This is a genomic window from Tychonema sp. LEGE 06208 (assembly GCF_015207505.1).
Taxonomy (GTDB): Bacteria; Cyanobacteriota; Cyanobacteriia; order Cyanobacteriales; family Microcoleaceae; genus Microcoleus.
This window is the reverse complement of record NZ_JADEWT010000075.1, coordinates 1-26040: the sequence shown is the minus strand read 5'-3', so window position 1 is coordinate 26040 and position 26040 is coordinate 1. Positions and strand designations below refer to the sequence as shown.

General features: G+C 45.8%; 28 protein-coding genes. 16 read left to right on the top strand and 12 right to left on the bottom strand.

Annotation, left to right across the window (positions count from 1 at the left end):
- Window positions 1-131 precede the first annotated feature (131 nt).
- Window positions 132-2021: an ATP-dependent zinc metalloprotease FtsH2 gene (ftsH2, locus tag IQ263_RS18980; RefSeq protein WP_194069270.1), complete on the bottom strand. Its 1890-nt coding sequence runs from the start codon at window positions 2019-2021 to the stop codon at window positions 132-134.
- Window positions 2022-2124: 103 nt separating this feature from the next.
- On the opposite strand from ftsH2, the gene IQ263_RS18975 reads away from it, so the two are divergent.
- From IQ263_RS18975 to fcmC, 3 genes are read left to right on the top strand one after another with little or no spacing between them, the layout of a single operon-like run.
- Window positions 2125-2304, top strand: coding sequence for a hypothetical protein (locus tag IQ263_RS18975; RefSeq protein ID WP_194069269.1), 180 nt, complete (start codon window positions 2125-2127; stop codon window positions 2302-2304).
- A 40-nt stretch (window positions 2305-2344) separates the two neighbouring features.
- Window positions 2345-3427, top strand: a complete 1083-nt coding sequence (gene fcmB / locus IQ263_RS18970) for a filament morphology actin-like protein FcmB (protein ID WP_194069268.1) — start codon at window positions 2345-2347, stop codon at window positions 3425-3427.
- A gap of 20 nt (window positions 3428-3447) precedes the next feature.
- Window positions 3448-3966, top strand: a complete 519-nt coding sequence (gene fcmC, locus IQ263_RS18965) for a filament morphology membrane protein FcmC (RefSeq protein WP_194069267.1) — start codon at window positions 3448-3450, stop codon at window positions 3964-3966.
- Window positions 3967-4862: 896 nt separating this feature from the next.
- On the opposite strand, the gene IQ263_RS18960 is transcribed toward fcmC, so the two are convergent.
- The 7 genes from IQ263_RS18960 to crcB all read right to left on the bottom strand — a co-directional run bounded on the left by IQ263_RS18960 (window position 4863) and on the right by crcB (window position 13805).
- Entirely contained in the window at window positions 4863-5807 is a 945-nt protein-coding gene (locus IQ263_RS18960; RefSeq protein ID WP_194069266.1) for a hypothetical protein, read from the bottom strand.
- 204 nt (window positions 5808-6011) lie between these two features.
- A complete protein-coding gene (mgtE, locus tag IQ263_RS18955; protein WP_194069264.1) occupies window positions 6012-7409 on the bottom strand; it encodes a magnesium transporter in 1398 nt (465 codons plus the stop codon).
- Between the two features lie 366 nt (window positions 7410-7775).
- Window positions 7776-8663 carry an amino acid ABC transporter substrate-binding protein gene (locus IQ263_RS18950; protein WP_194069262.1) on the bottom strand — a complete coding sequence of 296 codons (888 nt, stop codon included), beginning with the start codon at window positions 8661-8663 and terminating at the stop codon, window positions 7776-7778.
- A 33-nt stretch (window positions 8664-8696) separates the two neighbouring features.
- Window positions 8697-8867 carry a hypothetical protein gene (locus IQ263_RS18945; protein ID WP_194069260.1) on the bottom strand — a complete coding sequence of 57 codons (171 nt, stop codon included), beginning with the start codon at window positions 8865-8867 and terminating at the stop codon, window positions 8697-8699.
- Window positions 8868-8956: 89 nt separating this feature from the next.
- The gene (locus tag IQ263_RS18940) at window positions 8957-10693 is read right to left on the bottom strand and encodes an ABC transporter permease (RefSeq protein WP_194069258.1); all 1737 of its coding nucleotides are present in this window, start codon (window positions 10691-10693) and stop codon (window positions 8957-8959) included.
- A gap of 527 nt (window positions 10694-11220) precedes the next feature.
- Window positions 11221-12567 (bottom strand): ABC transporter ATP-binding protein, encoded by a 1347-nt coding sequence (locus IQ263_RS29935; RefSeq protein ID WP_194069256.1) that lies wholly within the window; start codon window positions 12565-12567, stop codon window positions 11221-11223.
- Between the two features lie 641 nt (window positions 12568-13208).
- Window positions 13209-13805: a fluoride efflux transporter CrcB gene (crcB, locus tag IQ263_RS18930; RefSeq protein WP_339384892.1), complete on the bottom strand. Its 597-nt coding sequence runs from the start codon at window positions 13803-13805 to the stop codon at window positions 13209-13211.
- A 63-nt stretch (window positions 13806-13868) separates the two neighbouring features.
- Between crcB and IQ263_RS28730 the strand changes: the two genes are divergently transcribed.
- From IQ263_RS28730 to IQ263_RS29930, 9 genes are all read left to right on the top strand, one after another.
- On the top strand, window positions 13869-14021 hold the full coding sequence (locus IQ263_RS28730) for a macro domain-containing protein (protein WP_228050178.1): 153 nt from the start codon (window positions 13869-13871) through the stop codon (window positions 14019-14021).
- A 15-nt stretch (window positions 14022-14036) separates the two neighbouring features.
- A complete protein-coding gene (locus tag IQ263_RS28725; RefSeq protein ID WP_228050177.1) occupies window positions 14037-14348 on the top strand; it encodes a macro domain-containing protein in 312 nt (103 codons plus the stop codon).
- A gap of 209 nt (window positions 14349-14557) precedes the next feature.
- Entirely contained in the window at window positions 14558-15157 is a 600-nt protein-coding gene (locus tag IQ263_RS18920) for a dynein light chain family protein (RefSeq protein WP_194069254.1), read from the top strand.
- Window positions 15158-15318: 161 nt separating this feature from the next.
- Entirely contained in the window at window positions 15319-17103 is a 1785-nt protein-coding gene (aspS, locus tag IQ263_RS18915) for an aspartate--tRNA ligase (protein WP_194069252.1), read from the top strand.
- Between the two features lie 222 nt (window positions 17104-17325).
- Window positions 17326-17550 carry a hypothetical protein gene (locus IQ263_RS18910; RefSeq protein ID WP_194069250.1) on the top strand — a complete coding sequence of 75 codons (225 nt, stop codon included), beginning with the start codon at window positions 17326-17328 and terminating at the stop codon, window positions 17548-17550.
- Window positions 17547-17813 carry a Txe/YoeB family addiction module toxin gene (locus IQ263_RS18905; RefSeq protein WP_194069249.1) on the top strand — a complete coding sequence of 89 codons (267 nt, stop codon included), beginning with the start codon at window positions 17547-17549 and terminating at the stop codon, window positions 17811-17813. Before IQ263_RS18910 ends, IQ263_RS18905 begins: the two co-directional genes overlap by 4 nt.
- A 404-nt stretch (window positions 17814-18217) precedes the next feature.
- Window positions 18218-18430 (top strand): type II toxin-antitoxin system VapB family antitoxin, encoded by a 213-nt coding sequence (locus IQ263_RS18895; protein WP_194069248.1) that lies wholly within the window; start codon window positions 18218-18220, stop codon window positions 18428-18430.
- Window positions 18427-18684 carry a PIN domain-containing protein gene (locus IQ263_RS28720; RefSeq protein ID WP_228050176.1) on the top strand — a complete coding sequence of 86 codons (258 nt, stop codon included), beginning with the start codon at window positions 18427-18429 and terminating at the stop codon, window positions 18682-18684. The genes IQ263_RS18895 and IQ263_RS28720 overlap by 4 nt, the downstream gene beginning before the upstream one ends.
- Window positions 18638-18820 carry a PIN domain-containing protein gene (locus tag IQ263_RS29930; protein ID WP_339384893.1) on the top strand — a complete coding sequence of 61 codons (183 nt, stop codon included), beginning with the start codon at window positions 18638-18640 and terminating at the stop codon, window positions 18818-18820. The genes IQ263_RS28720 and IQ263_RS29930 overlap by 47 nt, the downstream gene beginning before the upstream one ends.
- Window positions 18821-18870: 50 nt before the next feature.
- Here the strand turns inward: IQ263_RS29930 and IQ263_RS18885 are convergent, their stop codons facing one another.
- From IQ263_RS18885 to IQ263_RS18875, 3 genes are all read right to left on the bottom strand, one after another.
- Window positions 18871-19137 (bottom strand): type II toxin-antitoxin system RelE family toxin, encoded by a 267-nt coding sequence (locus IQ263_RS18885; protein WP_194069247.1) that lies wholly within the window; start codon window positions 19135-19137, stop codon window positions 18871-18873.
- Complete coding sequence (locus IQ263_RS18880; protein WP_194069246.1) at window positions 19134-19343, bottom strand: hypothetical protein; 210 nt, start codon at window positions 19341-19343, stop codon at window positions 19134-19136. The genes IQ263_RS18885 and IQ263_RS18880 overlap by 4 nt, the downstream gene beginning before the upstream one ends.
- A 253-nt stretch (window positions 19344-19596) precedes the next feature.
- Entirely contained in the window at window positions 19597-19830 is a 234-nt protein-coding gene (locus IQ263_RS18875; protein ID WP_190663608.1) for a hypothetical protein, read from the bottom strand.
- Between the two features lie 224 nt (window positions 19831-20054).
- On the opposite strand from IQ263_RS18875, the gene IQ263_RS18870 reads away from it, so the two are divergent.
- The 3 genes from IQ263_RS18870 (at window position 20055) to IQ263_RS18860 (ending at window position 23844) form a co-directional block, all read left to right on the top strand.
- On the top strand, window positions 20055-20273 hold the full coding sequence (locus IQ263_RS18870; RefSeq protein ID WP_194069245.1) for a helix-turn-helix domain-containing protein: 219 nt from the start codon (window positions 20055-20057) through the stop codon (window positions 20271-20273).
- A gap of 124 nt (window positions 20274-20397) precedes the next feature.
- Window positions 20398-21588 carry a M20 family metallopeptidase gene (locus IQ263_RS18865; protein ID WP_194069244.1) on the top strand — a complete coding sequence of 397 codons (1191 nt, stop codon included), beginning with the start codon at window positions 20398-20400 and terminating at the stop codon, window positions 21586-21588.
- A 600-nt stretch (window positions 21589-22188) separates the two neighbouring features.
- Complete coding sequence (locus tag IQ263_RS18860) at window positions 22189-23844, top strand: SpoIID/LytB domain-containing protein (RefSeq protein ID WP_194069242.1); 1656 nt, start codon at window positions 22189-22191, stop codon at window positions 23842-23844.
- Window positions 23845-24106: 262 nt separating this feature from the next.
- Here the strand turns inward: IQ263_RS18860 and IQ263_RS18855 are convergent, their stop codons facing one another.
- Window positions 24107-24406, bottom strand: a complete 300-nt coding sequence (locus IQ263_RS18855) for a ferredoxin (RefSeq protein ID WP_193971396.1) — start codon at window positions 24404-24406, stop codon at window positions 24107-24109.
- Window positions 24407-24842: 436 nt separating this feature from the next.
- Between IQ263_RS18855 and IQ263_RS18850 the strand changes: the two genes are divergently transcribed.
- Window positions 24843-25856 (top strand): Gfo/Idh/MocA family protein, encoded by a 1014-nt coding sequence (locus IQ263_RS18850; RefSeq protein WP_194069240.1) that lies wholly within the window; start codon window positions 24843-24845, stop codon window positions 25854-25856.
- Window positions 25857-26040: the final 184 nt, after the last annotated feature.

The following is a 26040-nucleotide window of genomic DNA, read 5'->3' as shown; positions in this document are numbered from 1 at the left end:
AGTCGGCGGTTGAAACCGCTTCTACACAGACAAAACCCGCCTGCGCGGGTTGAATTTCTTCAGTCCGTGGAGGCGGACTTTGTTTGTGTATCAGCGAATTCTATTCGCCCTGAATATTCGCCTTGAACTTTTTAAAGCTGAGGAACGTACTGTTCTTTTTCAGGAACAAAAGTATATTCAGAGACGATCAGGCGCAACTCTTCGCCGTCGATGGTTTCTTTTTCAATCAGCAAATCGACTAAACGATCGACCACAGTGCGATTTTCGCGAATAATGCGGCGGGCATCTTCGTAACAGCGATCGACAATTTCCCGGACTTGTCCGTCAATCCGAGAGGCAATTTCTTCGGAATATTCCGATCGCGCCGTGTAGTCGCGGCCGAGGAAAATTTCGCTTTGCTGAGCTTCCAGGGCGATCGGGCCCAAGGTAGACATCCCGTAGCGAGTAACCATTTGGCGGGCCATACCGCTGACTTGCTGCAAGTCGTTGCCGGCACCGGTGGTAACTTCAGCATCACCGAAAACTACTTCTTCGGCTGCGCGGCCGCCCAAAGCACCGCTAATCCGGGCTAAGATTTGCGATCGAGAAATCAAACCTTGGTCTTCGCTAGGCATGAACCAAGTCAAGCCGCGAGCTTGTCCGCGAGGGACTAAGGTAACTTTTTGCACGGGATCGTGGGCTTGAATCAAAGTACCGACGACCGCGTGGCCGATTTCGTGGTAAGCAATCAAGCGCTTGCTCTTGCTGTCCACCAGCGGCGTGCCTTCCATACCTGCTACCACGCGATCGACTGCATCGTCAACTTCGAGCATCGTAATCGCTTCTTTGCGTCGTCTCGCTGTTAAAATAGCAGCTTCGTTGAGCAAGTTAGCCAAATCAGCGCCGGTAAAACCCGGAGTGCGGCGGGCGATGGCATCCAAAGAAATCTCTGTAGACAGCTTCTTGTTGCGCGCGTGAACTTCCAAAATTTCCAAGCGGCCTTTGATATCCGGCGTATCTACGCTAACTTGGCGGTCAAAACGACCCGGACGCAGCAGCGCCGAATCGAGCACGTCGGGGCGGTTTGTAGCAGCAATGATGATAATCCCAGTATTGCCCTCAAAACCGTCCATTTCCGTCAGTAACTGGTTCAGGGTTTGTTCCCGTTCGTCGTTGCCGCCACCGATGCCTGCGCCGCGCTGGCGGCCCACTGCATCGATTTCATCGATAAAGATTATGCAAGGAGCGTTTTCTTTGGCTTTTTTGAACAAGTCGCGGACGCGGGATGCGCCGACACCGACGAACATTTCCACAAATTCTGAACCGGAGATGCTGAAGAAAGGCACGCCGGCTTCCCCTGCGATCGCTTTTGCTAGCAAGGTTTTACCGGTTCCGGGAGGGCCTACTAGCAGCACGCCTTTGGGAATCTTCGCCCCTACTGCGGTGAAGCGTTCGGGTTTTTTGAGGAATGTTACGACTTCTTGAAGTTCTTCTTTGGCTTCCTCTACGCCTGCTACGTCGTCGAACAGTACGCCTGTTTTAGCTTCCATTTGAAAGCGTGCTTTGGATTTGCCAAAGTTCATCGCTTGGCCAGGGCCTCCGGGCACGTTGCCACCGCCGCGGCGGAAGAGGAAAAACAGCCCTCCGACTAACAAGAGGGGAAATACTAGATTGCCTAAAAGTCCCCAGACTGCGCCGTCGTTCCGCAGGGGATGGGTGTCGAAGCTGATTTGGGAGTCTCTTAGCCTAGAAACGAGTTCCGGGGAATTTGATGGCAAGTCCACCCGCCACCGCTGCTCGCGATTGTCTAATTCGGGATCTACGGCTAGGACGATCGCCGTCCGACCTCCGTCGTACAAATCAACGCTGGTAACTCGACCGGCGTTTAAGTAATCTAAGAATCGACCGTAGCTTAAGCGTGTGCTGGCGGTGTTCTTACTCATTTCTGCTGGGGATGGGGCAAAGGCTCCCTGCCACAAGAAAAAGCCGATTACCAGGGCGGGTAAAGTCCAAAGTAGTATAGTTCGCCAAGAAATTTTCATAAATAGGGATACCTTGAATTGGGGACAGATCGGGTAAGAGCGCGGTGCCTCCGGAGCGGGACAAAACTTTACACTCAGAATCTTAACTAAATTTAACTTAACAATGCACGATCGGGCAACAGGCCTTGGCTCGCGATCGCTAGAAAAAAAAGTTAGGTTAGTTACTGCAACGGCGATCGTCCCGAATATAATGTTTGGTGCTGATTTCGATACCGATATAGGTAGAGTTAAAAGAATCGCCTCAAAACCCACTGTCTTTAAGCGTGGCAGTGTCAAGGGATAAGGCATGATAATGGTGAGGCTCAGTGAGGTAACACATTTCGATGACAACTAGACAGCTTGTTCCTAATTCGGCTATGCTGACGCAGCAGACTAAGATCGCTTCTCACAAATCGATTATTAGTGCTGATTTGGGTCGTACTGCAACTAAAGCTTGCGTAAGTCGCAACCCAAACAGCGTTGTTTTTATCCCCGCCAACGTGGCTAATATGCCAGTGGAAAAGGTGCGGGGCGGCAGCTTTGAGTCCAAAGCCACAGACCCTCTGTTGGATATGTGGCTAGAGTACCAAGGCAAGGGATACGCGATCGGTCAACTGGCTGCAGACTTTGGCGCTAATCTCGGCGGCGCAGACCAGTCGAAAGTAGTGGATGCTTTGGTTAAGGTTTTTTCCTGTGCTGGATATTTCCAGATGAAGGGCGAAATGGCCGTAGTGCTGGGTTTGCCTTTTTATTCCCAGGATCAGTTTGAAAAAGAAAAGGAAGAGATTATCAGCCAACTTCGCTCTCCCCACGTGGTGGTCTACCGAGGTGAGCGCGTGGAAATTGACATCCGCCACGTTTGGGTGATGCCGGAAGGATTCGGCAGCCTGATTTGGTGTGAGGCTCAAGACAATAAGGAGTTTACGCCGGATTTACCGGAACTGTCGGTGGCTGTTGTCGATATCGGACACCAAACTACTGATTTGTTAATGGTCGATCGTTTCCGGTTCGCCCGGGCGGCTTCTAAGAGCGATTCTTTCGCCATGAACAAGTTCTACGAACAAGTAGCCTCCAAAATTCCGGGGGCAGACCCTCAATCTCTGTCTTTACTAGAAGCGGTGAATAAACCAGAAGGCGAGCGTTTCTACCGTCCGAGAGGAGCGACTAAGCCGACTAACTTAGATCCGATTATTAAGGATTTGCGGGAGGCTTTTGCTAACGAACTATCCGAACGTTTAGTGCAGTGGCTGCCGGAACGGGTGACGGATGTGGTTCTGACTGGCGGCGGCGGCGAGTTTTTCTGGGAGGTACTCCAACCTTTGCTCAAAGATGCCAATCTTAAGGCTCACTTGGCTCAACCTTCTCGGAAAGCTAATGCTTTGGGACAGTTTATTTATGCTGAGGCTCAGCTAGCCACAATTAAGTAACGCATTAAGGCTTGAACCCTATGGCACTGTGGGCAAAAAATAAGGCGAATTTCTCGGTGGCGTTTACTGAAGATGCTGCCGATCAAACTTTACTGGCCGCTATTGAAAAAGAGTTGGCTTTTACGAAGTATCAGACTTTCGGCAATCTCTGCAAGCAAGCTTTGTGGCAGTTTTTGTCTGTATCTGAGTCTGCTGGCTCTACAGATAGCTTTCAGCGCTTGGAACAGCGTATAGCTGAACTTGCGGTCAAATTTGCTGAGTTCGAGCGCCATGTTTCTGCTGAGGAATTAAGCCGTTTGGAAGGACTGGAACATCACCTAAGTCAACTGGGCGCGCAGTTGGATCAGTTGCAGGGAAGTGTTAACAGTAAGTTTGCTCAAGTTTCTTTTGCCCCAGTTTCAAAAGTAGTAGAGCCTGACTCGATTAAGTCTGATTCTGTGGCGGATGATAATGTCATTTCTGATGCTGAGGTTGCTCCTCGTCGGGAGTCCGATCCTTTGTTGGAGCGTTTAAGTTCTTTGTTACCGCAAGATTTCTAGTATGAGGTAGAACCAGGCTATCGGGCCTTGAGATTTGATGTTAGCGATCGGCTTTTGACAGTCGGTACTAGAATAAATAAAGTCGATCGCTCTTTTGAAAAAAAGGCGATCTTTTTTTTATTAGTTATCAGTTGTTAGTTGTTAGTTGTTAGTTTGTTAGTTGTGGGTTGTTGGTTGTTAGTTGTTAGTTGTTGGTTATCAGTTGTTAGTTGTTAGTTGTTAGTTTGTTGGTTGTTGGTTGTTGGTTATCAGTTGTTAGTTTGTTGGTTGTTGGTTGTTGGTTATCAGTTGTTAGTTTGTTGGTGGTTGGTTGTTGGTTGTTAGTTGTTAGTTGTTGGTTGTTGGTTGTTAGTTGTTAGTTGTTAGTTGTTAGTTGTTAGTTAGGGCTTGCTGAATAGAACTAGAAGTTATGACTGCCAAGGGTTTCAAGATTTTTAAACACAAAAAAGTGCTCTCGTTATGACCTTTGTCGGCTCAAAATCCTTGCATTTCGGTGGACAATTGTGGAGTAAATTTGGGAACCCATCTCCGAATCTCCCATTTTTCAAGCTGTTTGGCACCTAGATTCGATTTGTGGACTTTTTCAGCAAGCCCTAGTTATTAGTTGTTAGTTATTAGTTGTTGGTTATTAGTTGTTGGTTATTAGTTATTAGTTATTAGTGGTTAGTTGTTGGTTATTAGTTGTTGGTTATTAGTTATTAGTGGTTGGTTGTTAGTTGTTAGTCATATCAAATCCTCTCTTCATCGGAATAGTAAATTCACTGTTGACTGTTGACTGTTAACAGTTAACATCATGTATGAGTGCAACCGGAATTGATATCATTAGTCTCGATATAGCGGTTCTCAATTTTCGTGAAATAGTAACCAATGCCCTGCGCGGGCCAATGCCCTTGATATTATTCGATCGATCCTAGTTTTTGTAAGCGCGAACGAATAGCAGCCGGCTGTCGCTGAAATCTCTGAGCTAATTCGCCAATTTGTTGACCGCTAGCATATTCTTTCTGCAAATTTTCGTCTTCATCCTGACTCCACTTTACATAAGCTCTGGGATATTTTTGGCGAATTTTATCGTTCTGGTTTTTAGGTTGATAGACACGATCGGGCATCTGAGAACTGTCAGACTCCAAATTCGAACCACCGGCGTTCAACTGCGGGTTGATTGCACCGCCACGATTAGCTACAGCTTCCTGTACGCGGTTGGGAATTGCAGCAATTTCTTGAGCAAGCTCGACCAAAGCATTGTCTGCTTTTTGCTGAATTTCTGTTAGCTGCCGCTGCTGCAAACTGCCCCACTGCGGCAGTTCGTTGATAAACTGCTGCAAGTCGAGAATGATTGTTGTCAAAGTTTCGATTTGTTGCAACTCCGGGCGCTGTTTGAATTGGCGACTGGTGACTTCGATCTCGCTTTGAATCATTTTAATCGTTTTTTCTAAAATGATTAGTCGCTGGCGCAGGTTCTCAATGGCGGAAATTAGAGAGTGTACGTTTTCTCCCGATCCAACATTGAGGTTTTCGCGAGATGTTTGGCCTAGGGCTTCGTCTAGGGTATTTACAGCAAGTTGCAATTGCTCGATCGCGCGATCGGTAATAGTTGCTTGTTGATTTACGCGATCGAACACAGCCGCCGTACTTGTTTTAACTTGGCCGTGCAGCTTCTGCCGGTTCACAAAATTCAACACCAGCGAAATCACTACAGGCACTTCGACATAAACGCCCTGCTGCCAAACCAAACTAGCAGCCAATCCCGCAGCCGAAGCAGCCAGAAAAACCAATTCAGCAGTATCTAACAAATTGCTAGGCTGGGATTTTTTGATTGTAGTTGGTGAATTGGATGGTGACATAGGCTAATACCATTTTTGATTTTTGATTTTTGATTGGGAATGACCGAGGTCTATGGGAGTTGGGAGTTTGCCTATAATTGCATTATTTTTAAATCAACTATAAATATGCAGGTAAAAATAAAGTGCGATCGGATGCAGGCCGTGAATTGAGCAGCGGTGAAAAACAAATTAAATTTTTTATTAACCGTGATCTCATTAAATATATTAAATCTGCAAAATTACCCGAGCTAAAGAGAAATAAATCAAAACTCCAAGGACATCAACGGCGGTGGTAATAAAAGGAGCAGACATTAAAGCTGGGTCTAAACCCAAAGAACGAAATAGAAACGGCAGAGATGAACCGGCAAGAGAAGCTAAAATTGCGATCGCCAACAAACTTACTCCCACTGCGATTGCCACTGCTAAATTCCCTTGCAGAGTGTAAGCCCAGCCCGTTGCTACAGTCCCTAATATAGCTCCTAACAGCGCTCCCGCCATCCCCTCGCGCACAATTACTTTAAACGGGCCCATCGCCGTAATTTCGTCAGTGTTCAAACCGCGAATTATAACTGTTGAAGACTGGGCTCCGACATTGCCTCCAGTGCCCGTCAGCAGCGGAATAAAGGCTGCTAGGGCGACTACTTGCTGCAAAATATCTTCTTGCGCTCTAATAATTGCCCCAGTGACTGTATTGGTTAAGAGCAGAACAAACAGCCACACGACCCTTTTGCGAGCAACCGTGATCAAATCGGTCTGAAAATAATTGTCGCCGCCGGACTGGACACCGCCCAAGGTATAAATATCTTTATCGGCTTCTTCTTCTAAAATGTCGATCGCATCGTCAACTGTAATGATCCCCACAAGACGCTGTTCGCGGTCTACAACGGGCACTGCTAAAAAATCGTAACGCTGGATCAGCCTAGCTACTTCTTCTTGATCCGTTCCAGTCTGAACAGAAACTACATCGCGGGTCATAATTTCGCCGACAGTTTTGTCCAGGGGAGAAGTGACTAAATCCCGCAAGGATAAAATGCCCGTCAGGCTGCGGGCTGCGTCGGTGACATAAAGAGAATAAATTGTTTCAGTAGTTCTAGCCAAAGAGCGAATTCGGTCTAAAGCTTGGGCGACGGTAAAGCTTTCTTTGAGAGAAATGTATTCTGGGGTCATGATCCGGCCGGCGGTACTGGCTTCGTAACCCAAAAGTTGGGCCGTAGCTTCGCGTTCTGTTGGGCTCAATTGACCTAAAAGGCGGCGGACTAATATCGCCGGCAGTTCGTCAAACAGTTTTGCTCGATCGTCCGGCGACATTTTGTCTACAATGTCGAGGACTTCTTGGCGTTTGAATTTTTCGCAGAGGGACTGCTGAACGCTGGAGTCGAGATATTCGTAAACTCCGATGGCTTCGTCTTTGGAAAGTAACCGGAAAGCTATTACTTGCATGGTTTCTGGCAGGCCTTCGATCGCTTCAGCGATGTCGGCCTCCTGCACCGGATGCAAAATCGCTTTTGCTCCTTTAAAGTCTCCTTGTTCTAACAAAGCCCTTAACTGCGATCGAACTAATTCCCGCAGTTCTTTTCGCGCATAAGTGGGAAGCGAAGACGATTGATAACTTTTTTCTGTCACTGATGACCCTCCTAATGCCCTTTTCGCTTTTCGATTTTCGCATAGAAGATTATCGATTAAAGAATTGGGGATGACTTACGGAGTCAGCGGTTTTGGAGTTTACCTACAGTTACATTTTTGGGGGAAACTGGTATAAACCTGTGCTGCGCGCCTTCCTGAATCCAGTTTAGAGCCTATTGACACCACTCGTCGCAGCGATCGAACTTGCCATGACACAATCCGCACTTTACCAGAAAAAATTGGTTTAAAGCCTCTCCCTTGAAGGATCGAAGAAAAAAATTAATTTTCCTCGCCCGCAATCTCCTGGCGATCGAGCGCGGGGTAACTGTCCACCTATATGCTGTCAACTGTTGAACCGATTTGGGATCAAATACATTTATTTTGATCGGCGACACTCATCGGTAGGAAAGGAGAATTGGGCCCGAACACTTTTTCCAACAAATTCGTAGAACTTTGATTGCGAATAAAATTATTGACCGTTTCTTTCCATTCAGTATCACCTGCAGGCAGGATCATGCCATAGGAAATGCAGGTTAAAGGCTGCTCCGGTATCAAAGAATACTGGTTTTGAGTTAAACCCTGTCTCAGCGCTTCTCCAACTAACAGCATTCCATCGCTGGCGAAGGCATCGATTTTTCCTGCTGCCGCATCTGTTACACCAGACTCTCTCCCCGCCATACCTTGATAAATTTTCTGGTTGGCTAGTTGATATCTGCCTGCAATGAATTGTTCGGTAAGAGAACCGCTCAACACGCCAATTGTCGCCCCTTGCAGGAATCCCGAAGGATTGACTCTCAGTTTGTTTTCTGGCTTGACTAACAGATAGGTGCCGCTGTATAAAAAGGGTAGCGAATAGGCAATTCCGCTGGGGGGATTTTGGAGGATTGTATTGGGCCCGCATTCCAGGTGAGCGCGCTTGCTGGTGACGCTACGAAATCGCCCTTTTTCGGCTGATTCGTTGAGGTTGGTTTCGAGTTTTTCTAACCGAACAGAGCGATTTAATTTCTTTTCTAAGTCAGCTCGGAAAAGCTCTAACCCTTCGATGCAAACTCCTTGCCACTTTTCGCCTTCCAAGTAGCCGAAGGGAGCAGCATCTTTTCTGATGCCGACTTTCAGAATGCCGGTTTGCTTAATTTCTTGCAGTGCTGTTTCGGCGGAGGCAACTGAAGGTAAAACTGCGGGAAACAATATCGATAAGACGCAGCCGATCGCTGCAAACTTTAGGCTTTTGCTGGTGATTTTTTTGCTTGTCACTTTGGCATTTCTATAAATATTTGACCGATTATATTATACAAATAAAACAAATATTGTCAATATATTTTGGGAGTTAATGGGGCGCTTTTGAACTATGCCTGGTAAGGCAGAGCGATCGGCTATGCCGACTAAATCGCGTGCTGAGGCTCTTCTTTGCTGGCATGGGTTCCCAGGAAGTTCCGGGGAACCGGTTAACTGCATCATTTCAAGTTCAATGGTAGTTTTGCGACAATAATTAGTTACTGATTTAACGAAAGTCGATCGCTAGATTGCCATCCTATTTGGCATCCAAATTAAACCAATAACTGATACTTTTCTTGTGCCAAACGGTAAAGCGGCCGCCACACCAAACGGTTAGTCAATACCACCAGCAGCGACATCACAGAAGTGGCTGCTAATAGCAGAGGAAAATTGCCCGATGCCGTGGCTTCAGAAATCGTCTCGCCCAAGCCGCTTGTTTTAATTATTTCACCTTTAAACTGCACGTATTCGCTGACAATACTCGCATTCCAAGCTCCCCCCACCGCCGTAATAATTCCTGTAATTAAGTAAGGGAAGATTCCGGGAATAATTAAAGTTTTCCAGCGCTGAATTAGTGAAAGCTTGTAAACTTGCGCGGCTTCAAACAATTCCGATGGTATGGATTGAGCGCCGGCAATCACATTAAACAGCAAATACCACATTGTACCCAACATCATCAACGCCACAGAACCTATTTGTAAGCCGCCTCCTGCGTGAATTAAAGCTAGCAGCAATACAGGAAATAAAGCCGTTGCTGGTACAGAAGCGGCTATTTGTACTAAGGGTTGCAAAAGTTGAGCTAAACGCGGATTTCGCCCGATCGCCACTCCGAGGGGTACTGTCCACAACAGCGATAAAAATAGGGCGCAAATGACTCGTAAAGCGGTAAAAAATGCACCTCCCATGACTTTTTGCCAGTCCGAAAAACTCAGCAACCTGAGCAGCAGCACTGCTTCCCATGTTCCCCAAAGCACGATCGCGGCAAACCCGCACAGAAACAGCCAATTTATCCAATTTCCGAGGCGGCTTTGCGGGCGATCGCTTTTTGGTAAGTTAGCAGGTGTAAAAGCTCTGGCTAAAGTGCGATCGAAACTGTCGCCTAGGGGCGAAATCCGCGACTTCAACACCCGCAGTGTGGGCGATCGCCTTAAAAAATCCAACACCTTTGACTGCGGTACGTTGGTAGCTTCCACGGTTTGATATTTAAATTTTTCTGCCCAAGCAATTAAAGGCTGCCAGATAAAAAAGTCGATCGCTACAATCACACCAATTAATATTGCTAAGCCCCAACCGATCGCCCCAAAATTGCCTTCATTGGCTGCTTTGCCCAAATAGGAACCAAGTCCGGGCAAATTAAAATTTTTGTCGCCCAAGGTAAAAGACTCGATCGCAATCAAAAAGAACCACCCGCCAGCCACTGACATGACGCTGTTCCACACCAGTCCGATCGCACCAGCGGGCAATTCTAACGTCCAAAATTGCTGCCAAGCATTGAGGCGATAAACTCGTGCAGCTTCCTTTAGTTCTTGCGGAATGCCGGAAAGCGACTGATAGAAACTAAAGGTCATATTCCAAGTCATTCCAGTAAATATTAAGATAATCGATGCGAGTTCTACGCCGATTCTTTGACCTGGAAATAAAGTCACTAGGGCTAAAACAACTCCGGGCAAAAAAGATAAAACCGGAATTGACTGCAAAATATCTAACAAGGGAATTAAAATTTTTGCTGCTAGGGCAGAACGGTAAGCAGAATAAGCATAAACTAAGGTAAATAGCAAGGATAAAAAATAGGCGGCTGTCATGCGTAAAAGAGTCTGGGCTGTATACCCTGGCAAGACATTTAGTGTGGTTTCAATTTTAAAATTAGGGTTGTACTCACCGTTGAATTGAGATGCTGTTTGAACGATTACGAAAATTAGAGAAAATATCGCTAGAATCAGCAATCCGTCTTGCCAAGTCCAAGCGGATCTTTCTAAAGTTTGATTGGCGGGTATTAGGGGTCTTGTCATAATTATTAGTTATGGGGAATTGGGCATTGGCCCGCGCAGGGAATTGGGCGGAGCGAAGCGGAGGGATTGGGCGGAGCGAAGCGGAGGGATTGGCCCGCGCAGGGAATTGGGCGGAGCGAAGCGGAGGGATTGGGCGAGCGCGAAGCGGAGGGATTGGGCATTGTCAACCAGTAATGACTGCTGACTAATGACTGCTGACTACTGACTAAGCTGTTCTGCATTTAAATTTCATGTAAGGAACCAAAATTTAATAAATTAAACATCTGCCACACTTCTCTCTCCAGAAGCTCAGGGGGTAAAGAGAGGCAGAGCCTCGGGATCTGCATTACCAGGCACAGCCTGGTAACGAGCCAATATGCAATGTTTATTTGCGCGACAGCTTAATGACTAATGACTAAGGACTATTGACTACTGACTACTGACTACTGACTACTAAGAGGGCGGGCCCGCACCATCCACCGCCCCTACTGACTAATGACTACTGACCACTGACTACTGACTACTGACTACTGACTACTGACTATTGACTACTGATTGTTGACTTCTGATTCTAAAAATATTTCGCCTCCTGGTTCGTCGTAGCTGTACAACTCGGCATAGCGACCCAAATCAATCGCGGTTTGCAATTGTCTTATTGCTTCTTTCGGGCTAAAGTGGGCTTCGAGAATATCCAGAATTAACTCTTCTGAAATGCGGTGATTGCGCTTGGCCTGAAGCATTCTATAAATTTGCTGTACGAGGAGAATGTTGCTGATAATTTGGGTGCGGACAATTTGTTTTCGCTGGTCAATTCCGCCGGCTATGAATTGAAGGCCAACTGGTGTTAAAAGCAGGTCGCCTTCTTGGATTACTAGGAATTCCATTAATTTTGCTGCTTCGACGATCGGCAAAATGTCGTCTACCTCTAGCATTAATTCTTGACCGAGGCGGTAGAGGTCTTTCTCTTGGCGGTCTTCTAAGAGTTCCAGCAAACCTGCGATCGCACCTGTTCGCACCTGCGGTAGAGATTGGTATTTAGGCGTTGGGGCGGGTTGAGCTTCAGACGCAGTAGTAGCGGTACTTTCAGCGGGTGTTGTCACTGTGACGCAGCTCAATTCGGGATTGGTGAGGATTTTGTAAACTTGGTCTACGAGAGTTTGGAATTCGACTGTTTTGCGATCGCGGTAGTGCGGCAAATTCACGGTCAAGTCGGCGCGAATTCGCCCCGGATTGCGGCCGAGGACTACAATGCGATCGGCTAAAATAACCGCTTCCTCAATCCCGTGAGTTACGATTAACACAGCTTTGGTGGGAATCTTTTTTTCCAGCCACAAATCTAATAACTCAAACCGCAAGTTTTCAGCAGTCAGAACATCTAAAGCTGAAAACGGTTCATCCATGCAAAGCAGTTCGGGTTCCACCGCCAAAGCTCTAGCAAATCCCACCCGCTGCCGCATTCCGCCCGAAAGTTCTTTGGGATAAGCATTTTCAAATCCGTCCAAACCGATAATATCAATCATTTTCAAGGCTTTTTGGAGGCGCGGTTCGGGCATTTCTCCTTTAGCTTTTAAGCCTAATTCTACATTTTCTAGTACCGTCAACCAGGGATAAAGAGCAAAGTTTTGAAATACAATTGCCACCCCAGGATTTAAGCCGACTAAAGGACGATTGTGGTAGAAAATTTGACCTTCGCTGGGCGGAATTAGTCCGGCTATCATCCGCATCAATGTTGATTTACCTGACCCGGAAGGGCCGAGCAAAGCTACTATTTCGCCCGATCGCAATTCTAAATTAATTTGCTCTAAAATAGAAATTTTTTGACCGTTTGGCTGCTGGTAAGCTTTGCTAACGCCTTTTAAGGTAATGAGGCACTCTGTTGCTGTTTTAGCTATCACAGCTAAACCCCCTCGCTTGTTGTTTAAGTTTAGTTATTAGTCATTGGTCATTGGTCATTAGTCATTGGTCATTAGTCATTAGTCATTGGTCATTAGTCATTGGTCATTAGTCATTGGTCATTAGTCATTGGTCATTGGTCATTAGACCAAAACTATCATAAACTCAGGGCTATTTCATTCTTTGTAGGGCCAATCCCCCCGCGATCGCCCTCCTAGACAGGGGAGGGTCGGCCCGCACCATCCACGACGCCTACAAAATCCTGATTTTCCTGAGAATGAAATAGCCCCGATCGTAAACTGACAACGGATATTTGTCTGCAGACAGGAGTTCCCGTCCGCTGGTTTTAAAATTGATTCTTGGGTTTCCATACCTATACCCCATAAACTCATTTTTCGCAAGACCTGCTGGCGACAATGGGTAAAATCTGCGAGATATCAATTAAAGCTGAAATGATGAGCGATCGCCAAAACTTGGTTTCTCTAAAAAAACTGGATTTTGAGATTAATTTTCAATATTATTGCTACAATGACTGATTTTATACAAATTATCTTTAATTTGCCGATAACTCGCCGGACTTAGGCATTGCTGTTTCCCTACAGGTGCTCGATTGTCTCTAATAAAAAATGTAAACTGTATTTATCTATTTGCCAATTTGTGCTAAAAGGCTGCCTAACTGAACGGCGATTACTCCAAGTATGGCACTGCTAACCCAGTAAAAAGTGGCAAGGCTGTAAGCTCGATCGCGCCACAAGACATTTGACTCTAAACCGTAAGTCGAAAAAGTAGTATAAGCGCCCAAAAAGCCCGTCGCAACCATTAACCGCACTTCCGTCGGAATCGCCGGCACCCGTTCAAAAGCGAGGGTGATAAAAAATCCCATAGCCAAGCAACCGGTGATGTTAATAAAAAAAGTTCCGTAGGGAAAAGCTGTACCGAAACGGTTGGCAAACCACAAGGTGATATAATACCTGCTCAAAGCGCCGGCGATGGCACCGAAACTAATGGCGATCGGGTGTCGGAGATTCGGGTCTTGTAGCATCAAACAATTTGAGATTTTAGATTTTATACTGAGCTGATTCATGTAAAATATTGTACAATCAAATTGGCGATCGCTCAGGCTGTTGCCAATTAAAATCAATTGAGATTTTTTATGCAAATTGTGCTGGCAACAGCAGAGGATGATTGAGTTAAAGCTTGGGAAAGCACTGGCGGCAATACTGAAAACGTCAAGATCCACCGAGGCTCAATTTTTGAGGTAAAATGCGATGCTTTTGTTAGTCGGGCGAAGAGTTTTGGGTTCATGGACTGTGGCTTAAGTTTAAAAATTTCGGAGTATTTTGAAGGTCACGTTCAAGAACGCCTGCAAAAACTAATTCAGACTCGCCATCACGGCGAATTTTTAGTAGGATTGGCAGAAGTTGTAGATACAGTTCATGATGAAGTTCCCTATTAGATAGCTGCCCCACTCATGCGGGTTCTCACAATTTTAACAGAAACAGTAAATGTTTATCTAGCAACCCGCGCTATTTTAAGTTTGGTAAAACATGGCACTGTTGCAGACGGAACGCCGGTCAAACATATCATTGAAACGATCGCAATTCCCGACATGAGCACGGGAACGCGCAAAGTACCACCGCACATCTGCGCCAATCAGATGAAAGTCACCCTCGAAGATATCCTCCTAGATCGATACAAATTTCCTCAATCTTGGCTGTACGCCCAAAAAAGTCACCAATTGTTACAGACTAGCGATGTCGGAGATTTGCAGGGCGAAGATTGAAATTTTAAATTTTAAACTTTGATGTTAAAAAATTAAGTTTGTTGTGGGTTGTTAGGTGAAGGGAATTATCATAAATTTAAGTACGCTAAACCGTACCTGTAAGTGGGCGGTATCCGACAGGCGGTTTCAATGCTAAAATGCCAGAATGAATTCTGGCGCTATAAATACAAAGTCCATTCGCAGCAGATTTAAGAAAGGAGATAATTCATATGACAGATCCAAATTTGACTGAGACAACAATTGTAGAGGTAACTCCCGAAACGACGGCGATCGTCAAACAAGAGATGCCCGACGCGACTGATGAAACGATCGCAGAAACTGCGGCTTTGTTTGAATCAATCAAAAAACGCGCCGCTGCCGAATTTCAAGCCGCCGGCGAACTCACCCGCGAAGCTTATTTGAAAGCTGTGACGAAAGCCAGTGACGCGATCGACGAAAATAAGTCGATCGCCAAAGACAGAATGAAAGAAGCAGTCAGCCTGATCAAAAAAGAATCCGAGAAAAATTGGCTGGTACTTGATGCAATTAAAACGCGGGCGCAAGCGCAGGTACAAGATGCCGGCGAAGTCAGCCGCGAAGCTTATTTGAAAGCTGTGCGACAAGCGCGAGAAGCGGTGGAACAAAATAAATTGGTCGAACGCGATCGCATCGAACAAGCTGTTGACGACATTCAGAAACAAACTGAAAAAAATTGGCACGTTGTTGTGGGAGAAATTGAGTCGCTGGGCACTCGCTTGAAGGAAACGGCTAAGTCTGCATGGAACTCGCTAACGGCGTTTTGTGACAAGTCGGATCGCCGCGATTCCTAGAAAGATTTTCCGCAACAGTCTTGCGATAGTCGATCGCGCGGGCCCGCCCGGTTTCCAAACTGGGCGGGCTAATAGCGATCGCCCTTTAATTTGCATTCAGCAAAAGGTTCAGCCATACTGCATAATAAAAAAGCTTTATTTTTAGTCCAAAACCCCGAACCATGAGAACTTACTACTGCGGCGACCTGCGAAGCAAACATATCGGAGAGACTGTCACCCTTTACGGCTGGGTGGATCGCCGCCGCGATCATGGCGGAGTGATTTTTCTCGACGTGCGCGATCGATCGGGTATTGTGCAAATTGTCAGCGATCCTGAACGCACCCCCGACTCCTATCACGGCGCTGAGTCTTTGCGCGGCGAATACGTGGTGAAAATTACCGGTAGAGTCACCAGCCGCCCCGAAGATTCCCTCAACCCCAAATTGCCTACGGGTGAAATAGAAATTTACGCGGACGAAATTGAGTTGTTAAATGCGGTACGCAAGCAGTTACCGTTTCAGATTTCCACGGCGGATAATGAAAATGTGCGGGAAGATTTGCGCTTGAAATATCGGTATTTGGACTTGCGGCGCGATCGTATGAGTCGCAATTTGCAGCTTCGCCACCAAGTTGTCAAAGCTATGCGCCGCTACCTGGAAGATGTCGGCAATTTTATGGAAATTGAAACGCCGATTTTAACTCGATCGACTCCCGAAGGTGCAAGAGATTATTTAGTTCCCAGCCGCGTCAATTTGGGCGAATGGTATGCTTTGCCGCAGTCGCCGCAGTTGTTCAAACAATTGTTAATGGTTTCGGGATTTGACAGATATTATCAAATTGCCCGCTGTTTCCGCGATGAAGATTTGCGCGCCGACAGACAGCCGGAATTCACGCAATTAGACATGGAAATGAGTTTCATGTCTTTAGAAGAAATCCTCGAATTAAACGAAGGTTTAGTTTGCCAAATTTTCCAAAGTGTCAAAGGCGTAGAATTGCCCCGTCCTTTCCCACGCTTGACTTACGCCGAAGCAATGGATCGCTACGGTAGCGACAAACCGGATACTCGTTTCGGTATGGAATTAATCGATGTTTCCGATTTAATGAAAGATTCGGGATTTAAAGTATTTTCCGGGGCGATTGCTGCGGGCGGAATTGTGAAAACTTTGCCGATTCCGGGGGGGAATGAAGCTTTTTCTAACGAACGGATTAAAAAAGGCGATTTGTTTAAGGAAGCTACTGAAGCTGGGGCTAAAGGATTAGCTTTTATCCGGGTGCGGGAAAATGGCGAAATTGATACGATCGGCGCAATTAAGGATAATTTGACGGAAGCGCAAAAACAGGAATTGCTCGATCGCACGGGCGCGAAACCTGGTCATTTGTTGTTGTTTGCAGCAGCCGATGCGACTGCTGTCAATAAGACTTTGGATAGATTGCGTTTGTTTGTCGGTAACGAATTGGGACTGATTGACAAAGAGAAGATGAATCTGCTGTGGGTGACGGATTTCCCGATGTTTGAATGGAACGCTGACGAGAAGCGTTTGGAAGCTATCCATCACCCGTTTACTGCGCCGCATCCTGACGATATTCACGATTTGAAGACGGCGAGGGCTCAAGCTTACGACTTGGTGTTAAACGGCACGGAAGTGGGCGGTGGTTCTCTGCGGATTTATCAGCGGGATGTTCAGGAAAAGGTGTTTGAGGCGATCGGTTTATCGACGGAGGAAGCTTACAATAAGTTCGGCTTTTTGTTGGATGCGTTTGAGTACGGAACTCCGCCCCACGGCGGGATTGCTTACGGTTTGGATCGGTTGGTGATGCTGTTGGCGGGCGAGGATTCGATTCGGGATGTGATTGCGTTTCCGAAGACGCAGCAGGCTGCTTGTTTGCTGACGAATGCGCCTGCTGGGGTGGATGAGAAGCAGTTGAAGGAGTTGCAAGTGCGATCGACTTATACGCCCAAGTCATAAGGCGATCGGGACTTAGGCAAAGCCTATGTGTCATGCTGAGAGAAGGGAAGCATCTCGCTGGATGCTTCACTACACTGCGTTTTGTTCAGCATGACAGACACGATTCTGCGTCCTTGACTGTCATTGAGTCAAAACTTTCGCTGATATTGTATGCTCTAGTTACATTCCACGTCTTTAGACTAAAAACGCTCTAATTATCATAATCGAAAATAGGTAAAAACGATGTCAACAGTTTATCGTTTAAAAGCCAGCGAACTCAATCATCATTTTTTAGAACAAATTAAGGCGACTTTTGGAGATAAAGAGATTGAAATAATTGTTTCTGAGTGTGATGAAACCGAATATCTTTTGAAATCTGAAGTCAACAAAAATAGACTTTTAAAAGCTATTGAAAATGTTAAAGAGGGGGAAAAATTAGTTGAAGTTAACTTAGAGAATTTGCAATGAGCAGAAGAATTGTTTTTGAATCTTCTGCTTTTGCAGATTTTAATGAATGGGCAAAATTAGACAAAAAGATTTATCGCAAAATTGTAGAATTGATTAAAGATATAGACCGATCGCCCTTTGAAGGATTGGGAAAACCTGAACCTCTGAAATACGAGTTAAGTGGTTTTTGGTCTAGGCGCATTGATAACGAACATCGTTTAGTTTACCAAGTTACGGATCGAGAAATTGCGATCGTGGCTTGTAAGTATCATTACACTGAATAGATGTGATTGCGTTTCCGAAGACTCAACAGGCTGGTTGTTTGCTGACGAATGCGCCGGCTGGTGTGGATGAGAAGCAGTTGAAGGAGTTGCAAGTGCGATCGACTTACGTACCGAAAACATAGGTATCTAAAATACCTTCCATGAATAGTGGATGGGTGGCGAGAAACCGGGTTTTTTCCAGAATACTCGTCACACATCCTAGAAACTGGGAAAAACCCGGTTTCTTTGATTTGTGCGCCGTCAGAAACCGGGTTTTTTCCGAGAATACTTCGTTGTCATTAAACTAAAAACGCTATAATTATCACAATCAAAAACAGGTAAAAACGATTAGTTTACCAAGTTGCGGATGACAAAATTGCGATCGTGGCTTGTAAGTATTATTACAATGAGATGAAAGATTAACCATGAAAATCCCCGTTGAACTTAACGAAGAGTTGGTTAAAGAAGCCTTTCGCTTAACCAATTTCAAGACAGAAAAAGAACTGATTGACTTTGCTTTGCAAGAATTAATTCGCACCCGAAAAAAGCGGAACCTACTCGATTTAAGCGGACAAATTCAATTTTCGACCGACTACGATTATAAAGCCTTGCGGGAAAACAAAAATGTTTCTGATTGATACTTCCGTCTGGCGTTTTGCGCGACAAGACAGGTGTAGTACGCCAATCCTTGGAAGCAATAATTAATGATGAAAGTATTTTCCTGAACCGATTTACTCAGATGGAACTTTTGCAAGGTTGTCGAGATGAACGGGAGTGGACACTATTAGAAACTTATCTCCAAGAACAAGACTACATCGAGTCTACGCCTAATACTTGGGTAGCGGCTGCTCGGATTTACTACGATTTGCAAGCGCCTTGGGTTAACGGTTAGAAGTAGTATCGACTGCTGCATTGCCCAACTTGCGATCGAGTACCAACTTATTCTAGTTTATAACGATCGCGATTTTGAAACTATTCAGAAAGTGCGATCGGTCAATTGCTTGCGCTTCCGACCTGACAATAATTAAAGATTAATTTTAGTTTGAGTTGGTGAGGATGGGGGTGAAGGCTGAAATGATTACGGAAAGTATCTGTAAATCTCTTTCCTATGCAGTATCCTGACAAAACAGACTATGCCATCATTAACTTTAATACCGATGCGGTAATCTCCCAGCCTAATGCGATAGTAATCTCCATCGCCCTTGAGTTTTTTAAGATTGCTGACTTCATTTAATTTTTCTGCATTCTCAACGTCTTCTATCGCTTCCTGAATTCTTTCAAACAAGTTGGCATCAAGAATCTTGAGTAAATCCTTTTCAAAGCTTTTTCTAAACTCAACAATCATGGTTGTCCCTTCAAAATTTTGAAGATTTGGTCGCGGCTGACTGTTTCAGTATTTTCACCTTCTTTGATAGCATTTTCCATCCCTATATCTTCTAGGGCTTCGGTTAAAATTTCCGAAAAGACTTCTTTTTGTTCTTTTAACAACTCAAAAATAGCTGCTTTGAGCAATTCTTTAAGTTTGGTTTCGTCTAGAGTAATTTCAGACATTGCTTTTTTTGTAGGATTATTTTTAGGTTTTTATTTTATCACGAAATGCCGCAAATTTATTTTTAATTTAATTAAATTTATTCTAGCCAACGTTGGTTTGCGGGTAGTCAGAAACCGGGTTTTTTACGGAAATACTGCATCCGGGCCTTTAACTGTCGTGAAAAACCCGGTTTCTTTGGTATTTATGGGTAAGCCCTAAATGAGACAGAAAGGTCGATCGCACTTTTTCAATTCGTGCGATCGCCCTCAACAATTACTCTTTCCAGTAACGGGTTAAAATCCGAATCACCTCACCCGCTATCGGCGATGGTAGAGGCGGGCTCCATTCCCCAACTTCTGCAAAACCTAAAACGTGTAACAGATTAACGATGCTGTCTACCGCTTTGGGAACGCCGCACAACAGCAAACGAATCGGTTGCTTACCTTGAGGTACATCAGGAATTTCTTCCCGGAGCAGTTCGGGAACTGATTTTGGCTGTGATATCATAGACTTTGAATTACACGAATAGTGGAATTGCGATCGCCCTCCAGTTTTCCAGGCCAGGGGGGCGATCGCTTTTCCGTTTGTACATCCTGAGTCTAGTTCAATCGCTGCCGTTTGTCAATCGTTACGACAAAATAAATGCTCGTAGCGACAACTTAAGGGATAGTCAAGGTTGCAGAATGGTAACATCTGCTTGCAAAGTTATCGCTAGCAGTTGAGCATCAGCAGTGATCCGTTGGAAATTGGCAGTTGTGATGGCCGATCGCAATATCAGCAATAAAGAATTGGCGGCTAGAATTGGGATGCACCCCACTTCTGTGTCTAAAATCAAAACCCGTCGCCGACTCACCCGAATCGATGAAGCCACTCTCAGCGCTTTGTGCAAAGCACTGAACTGTCAGCCGGGAGATTTAATGGTGTATGAAGAGGACAATCCCGATCGCTAAACAAAAATGTTCTTGTGGAACAGGCATCCTGTTAAGCGAGAATGGTGCTTGATGTGAGTTTAACCTCAGATATTTGCGTTAACCTAGTTGACTACAGCTTGTACCGCACTCCCCAAGATAATCTATGCTTCTTGCCCGCATCCAAGAACTAGCCGCTACCCTCGCACCCCGCTTGATCGAAATTCGCCGCCACATCCACTCACACCCCGAACTCAGCGGCCAAGAATACCAAACCGCCGCCTATGTAGCCGGAGTTCTCGCATCCAGCGGAGTCCGCGCCATAGAAGGAATCGGCAAAACAGGAGTGCTCGGCGAGCTCAAAGTTGACAGCAGCGAGTCCCGGTGGCTGGCAATTCGCACCGATATGGACGCTTTGCCAATTCAAGAACGTACTAACCTAGAATTTGCCTCCCGCAACGACGGAGTGATGCACGCCTGCGGCCACGATATCCACACCACAGTCGGTTTGGGCGCGGCAATGATTTTGTCGAAGTTAAAAGAAAAATTGCCCGGTAACGTCCGCTTTTTGTTTCAGCCCGCAGAAGAGATTGCCCAAGGCGCTCAATGGATGATTCAAGATGGGGCGATGCAAGATGTTGACGGCATCCTCGGAGTGCACGTTTTTCCGACGATTCCCGGCGGTTGTGTCGGTATCCGCCACGGGGCACTGACGGCGGCGGCGGATGACCTAGAAGTGATTGTAATGGGCGAATCCGGCCACGGTGCGCGTCCCCACGAGGCGATCGATGCAATTTGGATAGCTTCTCAAGTAATTACCAGTTTGCAGCAGGCAATTAGCCGGATGCAAAATCCTTTGAGGCCTGTGGTTTTGACGATCGGGCAAATTAGCGGCGGACGGGCGCCCAACGTGATTGCCGATCGCGTAAAATTATTGGGAACCGTGCGATCGCTCCATCCCGAAACCCACGAAAAACTACCGGCTTGGATCGAACAAATTGTTTCCAGCGTCTGCGCGACTTACGGCGCCAAATACGAACTCACCTACAAACGCGGCGTGCCCGGAGTCCAAAACGACCCAAAACTGACGCAATTAGTCGAAACTGCAGCTTTAGAAGCTTTAGGTCGATCGCGCGTCCAAATTTTACCAGAACCATCCCTCGGCGCCGAAGATTTTTCAATGTATCTAGAACACGCACCGGGAACCATGTTTCGCTTAGGAGTGGGACTGACTGACAAACCCAACTATCCCCTCCATCACCCGCAGTTTGAGGTGGATGAAGCAGCTATAGTTACGGGCGCTGTCACCTTAGCCTATGCCGCCTGTCAGTATTGGAAACAGCAAGCAACTAAGTGATATCAAATCCTCTGTTTATCGGAATAGTAAATTCACTGTTGACTGTTGACTGTTGACTGTTGACTGTTGACTGTTAACTGTTGACTGTTGACTGTTGACTGTTGACTGTTAACATCATGTATGAGTGCAACCGGAATTGATATATATCCTTGCCGTTAAATTACCCAAAATTAACATAGGTTCGCAGTCAGGAATTCAGTTTTTTTCCAAATTAGAGGACTGAAGTCCGAACGATCGCATTAATCTTGTTGTTATCAATCCACCAGACACAATATAGCGGTTCGCACAAAAGTGAGGAGAGCCTCATGCCCGGTTTGGCCTATGCCCTATCCCGCATAGTACCTCATCTTTCGGTAGAAAGGCTATATTAGTTAGTGCAGTTTGGACAGTTTCAGGGCTGATCGTGGGAGGCTAGAAACCGGGTATTCTTGGAAATTGTACGTTTAGTAGCGACAAATCTCCGAAGAAACCCGGTTTCTGAACTCGCGACTAGCCCAAGTATATTGGCCTATCTCCGGCAATTCCCCTCTCCGCAGCCGCCAAATGTGCTAACGTAAAATCAAAACTCCCCAAATTTCAACTATCTGGAGACAGATAACTGTGTTCGCTCAAACACCTCCAACTCCAAGTTACAAATGGTTTAGCTGCATTTCTCGCGCTGTATTCGCCGCATTTTGCCTGTTGCCGATTTTGGGCGCTGCGGGAAACGCCCAAACTCCCCAAAATAGACTCATCAAAATTGGCGTGGTGCAGCGGTTTGGTAATAAAGCCACCGACAAACTCACGCTGAAAGCATTACCGGGCGACAGCTTAACATTAAGTTACAAAACTCCTCAAGGCACAGAAACCAAAACTGCTCCCAGCATCAAGCTAGAAATTGCCAATAAACCTCTGCAATCGCCATTAGTAGAAGAACGAGTTGTTCTGAGCTCCCACCGCAGTTTTGAAAGCGCAGAAGATAGCGCCAATCAGTGGCGCGCTAAGGGTATTGATGTAGAAATTGCCCAACCTTTGCGCTGGCAAGTTTGGGCAAAAAGAGATATTTATAATTCTCCGATTGTGCGGCGCTGGCTGTTGCAAAGTTTGCAAGCTCAAGGTAACAAAACAGCTTTTTTAGATTCCAAAGTTATTAAACAAATACCCCAAGCATTTTGGATTTTAAATGGCTTTCGTTTCAACCGCAATGAGTTGGATGTGACGGCGGGCAAAAATACGATTGAGGTATTGGAACAAACTACTCAAGAGGCGACAGCTACTGAACCCGAAAAAGTTCTTCAACAAACTCGCCGTTATGGTGGCAGTTTGCACCTGCAAAAAAATTCTTACGGCACTTATACTTTAGTTAATGAGGTGCCGACGGAAACTTATTTGCGGGGTGTTGTTCCTCACGAAATAGGGGCTTTTTCGCCTTACGCTTCGATTGTCGCTCAAACTATTTTAGCGAGAACCTACGCCCTGAGAAATTTGCGGAGGTTTGCTGTGGATAATTATGAGTTGTGCGCTGATGTTAACTGTCAGGTTTATAAAGGTTTGACGGAGGTTTATCCGCAAAGCGATAAGGCGATCGCCCAAACGAGCGGTTTGGTGCTAACTTATCAAAATCAGCTCGTAGACGCGCTCTATTCTGCGTCTAGCGGCGGCGTGACAGCTACTTTTGGCGATGTGTGGCACGGCCCGGAACGTCCATATTTGCGATCGATTATCGATTCCCCCAAGAACGTCTGGGATTTGTCAAAGCAGAGCTTGTCTGACGAAAACAACTTCCGCCGCTTTATGACTCTCAAAACAGGGTTTAATGAGGAAAAAGAAGACACTTTCCGCTGGCGCGAAGAAGTTTCTTTGACATCGATTGGGGCATTTCTCAAACAGTATCTTCAAAAGAAACAGCACCCGCTAGCTAATTTTAAAACTCTCACTCAGGTGGAAGTGGTGGAAAGGTCGCCCGCCGGTCGAGTTTTGCAAATGAAGGTTCAAACTGACTTGGGCTCCATCGATATCGAAAAAGATGAGATTCGCAATGCTTTTTACCCGCCGATTAGCACGCTTTTTTATCTAGAACCGATTTACAATCCAGACAAAACTCTCAACGGTTATGCTTTTGTCGGAGGCGGTTTCGGACACGGCGTGGGAATGAGTCAGACTGGTTCTTACAATTTAGCTAATTTGGGCTGGAGTGGCGATCGAATTCTCAACTTTTATTTTCCCGGCGCTCAAGTTGTCCCCCTCAACGATTCCATTACATTTTGGCGGGAATAGTTTATTCAGAATCGCCATCAGAGTCAGCGATGGAAATCGCGCCTCGACAAACGAAGTCCATACCAAGCGGACTGAAGAAAATCACCTAATATTAACCGTCTTTGCTTCAACCGGCACGCCTGCGGGTTTTGTTTGACCAGAAGCGGTTTCAACCGCTGTCTGTAACGCAGAAACCCGGTTTGTTAACGTAATTGAACTCAAATAGCTCAATTACGAAAACGAAAAACCGGGTTACTTAACGCATCGCGCCGAAAATCCTTACTTAGTAAAGAGATTCTTCTTGGTGAGTTTCGATCGTACAATCAGACTTAGGATAAGCGACGCAGGTCAAAACAAATCCGGCTTCGATTTGGTCGTCATCCAAGAAAGATTGGTCAGATTGGTCAATTTCGCCTGATGTGATTTTGCCGGCGCAGGTGGAGCAAGCTCCAGCGCGGCAAGAATACGGGAGGTCGAGTCCTGCTTCTTCGGCAGCATCTAGAATGTAAGTATCGTCATCAACGTCAATGGTCTGGTTGATTCCTTCGGCTTCGCTGATGAGGGTAACTTTGTAAGTTGCCATGCACTAATCCTCTCAAAAATTCAACAATATTGATAATTTTTCCTAATGCAACCTTCAAGGCTGTATGAGCTCTGAGATTAACTCTTAGGTTCGTTCCCTTTATGATATTAGGGGAAAGAAGCAAGCTTGCAACACTCATTTACAAAAAATTTGAATGGGATTAGTTATAACTTTTTCTAATTTCATCTTGATTACTTATACCTATGCGCGACTCAGCCTTGTGATACTGTTGCTGCAAGACTTACGCAAAATAACCGGGTTTCTCTTAAAAATCCTGTTTTGAGCCCTACAGTCCAAATAACCGTTTTTTGCTATGGGGTTTGTCGATCGACTTTCCCCAAAGCTTGCTTGAGTTTGTCTTCTGTGCCTAAAATTTGGGCAATAAAACCCTAAACCCCTACACCGCAAGTCTGTAACTATCTAAAATCTAAATCCTATGACTCAAATTAATGCTGGCTTTGGTTTTTCCCTAAATTCCCCTATTCGCGTCGGGATTGTGGGTACTGGCTTTGCGGCTAAGTTGAGAGCCGAGACGCTGGTAGCTGACGCGCGATCGAACTTGGTAGCAGTGGCGGGGCACAACCAGGAGAAAACCGCAGCATTTTGCCAAACTTTCGGCGCCGAAGCTGCGGTTTCTTGGCGCAAGCTGGTAGAAAGAGACGATTTAGATTTGGTAATTGTCTGTACGGTGAACCGCGATCACGGGGCGATAGTCCTCGCCGCCCTGGAAAATGACAAGCACGTTGTGGTGGAATATCCTCTATCTTTAGAACTATCTGAGGGCGAAAGGGCGATCGAACTTGCGGCCCAAAAGCAAAAACTCCTCCACATCGAACACATCGAATTGTTAGGCGGTTTGCACTCCTCAATCAAAGAATCTTTGCCATTAGTCGGTAAAGTTTTTTATGCCCGCTACGTTACAATTACCTCTGTGCGTTCAGTACCTAAGCGCTGGACTTTTCAACATTCCCTATTTGGTTTTCCCTTAATTGGTGCAATTTCTCGACTGCACCGATTTACTGATTTGTTCGGGGAAGCGACAAGCGTTAACTGTCAAACTCAATTTTGGGACACTCAGCCGGATTTCTACAAAGCTTGTTTGTGCAACGCACAGTTACGCTTCACCAATGGCGTTTTCGCGGAAGCGGTTTACGGAAAAGGAGAGACTTTTTGGCAGTCGGAAAACATTTTTACCATCTACGGAGAAGCAGGAACGCTGATTTTTACTCCTGAATCCGGTCAATTAATTCAAGGAGAAAATCGGCAAACCATCAAAGTAGGAACGCGGCGCGGTTTGTTTGCCAAAGATACCGAGGTGGTGTTAGACTGTTTGCTAAACGGTACGCCGTTGTATGTCAATAATACAAGTAGCTTGTACGCTTTGAAGGTGGCGGATGCTGCGAAGCGATCGAGCGAAACTAATCAAAAATTGGCGATCGACAATTCATAACTATTCCGCTCAAACGGCGGTTGAAACTATGTTTATACAAACTTTCCTCTCTCTCAGAAGATTGAATCAAACAACGTAATTTCAATTGCCAGTTATTGAAGCAGGGGAGGCTAGTTTTATCTGTATATAGCAATCCTAAATCATTTGTGAATTTCTTACTCCCTCCCCTTGGTAAGGGGAGGGT

What these genes read in the sequence shown, in the direction of transcription:
- ftsH2 (WP_194069270.1), bottom strand. Translation starts at nt 2,021, where the DNA reads ATGAAAATTTCTTGGCGAACTATACTACTTTGGACTTTACCCGCCCTG.
- IQ263_RS18975 (WP_194069269.1), top strand. Translation starts at nt 2,125, where the DNA reads ATGCACGATCGGGCAACAGGCCTTGGCTCGCGATCGCTAGAAAAAAAA.
- fcmB (WP_194069268.1), top strand. Translation starts at nt 2,345, where the DNA reads ATGACAACTAGACAGCTTGTTCCTAATTCGGCTATGCTGACGCAGCAG.
- fcmC (WP_194069267.1), top strand. Translation starts at nt 3,448, where the DNA reads ATGGCACTGTGGGCAAAAAATAAGGCGAATTTCTCGGTGGCGTTTACT.
- IQ263_RS18960 (WP_194069266.1), bottom strand. Translation starts at nt 5,807, where the DNA reads ATGTCACCATCCAATTCACCAACTACAATCAAAAAATCCCAGCCTAGC.
- IQ263_RS18945 (WP_194069260.1), bottom strand. Translation starts at nt 8,867, where the DNA reads ATGATGCAGTTAACCGGTTCCCCGGAACTTCCTGGGAACCCATGCCAG.
- IQ263_RS18940 (WP_194069258.1), bottom strand. Translation starts at nt 10,693, where the DNA reads ATGACAAGACCCCTAATACCCGCCAATCAAACTTTAGAAAGATCCGCT.
- IQ263_RS28730 (WP_228050178.1), top strand. Translation starts at nt 13,869, where the DNA reads ATGGACTGTGGCTTAAGTTTAAAAATTTCGGAGTATTTTGAAGGTCAC.
- IQ263_RS28725 (WP_228050177.1), top strand. Translation starts at nt 14,037, where the DNA reads ATGCGGGTTCTCACAATTTTAACAGAAACAGTAAATGTTTATCTAGCA.
- IQ263_RS18920 (WP_194069254.1), top strand. Translation starts at nt 14,558, where the DNA reads ATGACAGATCCAAATTTGACTGAGACAACAATTGTAGAGGTAACTCCC.
- aspS (WP_194069252.1), top strand. Translation starts at nt 15,319, where the DNA reads ATGAGAACTTACTACTGCGGCGACCTGCGAAGCAAACATATCGGAGAG.
- IQ263_RS18910 (WP_194069250.1), top strand. Translation starts at nt 17,326, where the DNA reads ATGTCAACAGTTTATCGTTTAAAAGCCAGCGAACTCAATCATCATTTT.
- IQ263_RS18905 (WP_194069249.1), top strand. Translation starts at nt 17,547, where the DNA reads ATGAGCAGAAGAATTGTTTTTGAATCTTCTGCTTTTGCAGATTTTAAT.
- IQ263_RS18895 (WP_194069248.1), top strand. Translation starts at nt 18,218, where the DNA reads ATGAAAATCCCCGTTGAACTTAACGAAGAGTTGGTTAAAGAAGCCTTT.
- IQ263_RS18885 (WP_194069247.1), bottom strand. Translation starts at nt 19,137, where the DNA reads ATGATTGTTGAGTTTAGAAAAAGCTTTGAAAAGGATTTACTCAAGATT.
- IQ263_RS18880 (WP_194069246.1), bottom strand. Translation starts at nt 19,343, where the DNA reads ATGTCTGAAATTACTCTAGACGAAACCAAACTTAAAGAATTGCTCAAA.
- IQ263_RS18875 (WP_190663608.1), bottom strand. Translation starts at nt 19,830, where the DNA reads ATGATATCACAGCCAAAATCAGTTCCCGAACTGCTCCGGGAAGAAATT.
- IQ263_RS18865 (WP_194069244.1), top strand. Translation starts at nt 20,398, where the DNA reads ATGCTTCTTGCCCGCATCCAAGAACTAGCCGCTACCCTCGCACCCCGC.
- IQ263_RS18855 (WP_193971396.1), bottom strand. Translation starts at nt 24,406, where the DNA reads ATGGCAACTTACAAAGTTACCCTCATCAGCGAAGCCGAAGGAATCAAC.
- IQ263_RS18850 (WP_194069240.1), top strand. Translation starts at nt 24,843, where the DNA reads ATGACTCAAATTAATGCTGGCTTTGGTTTTTCCCTAAATTCCCCTATT.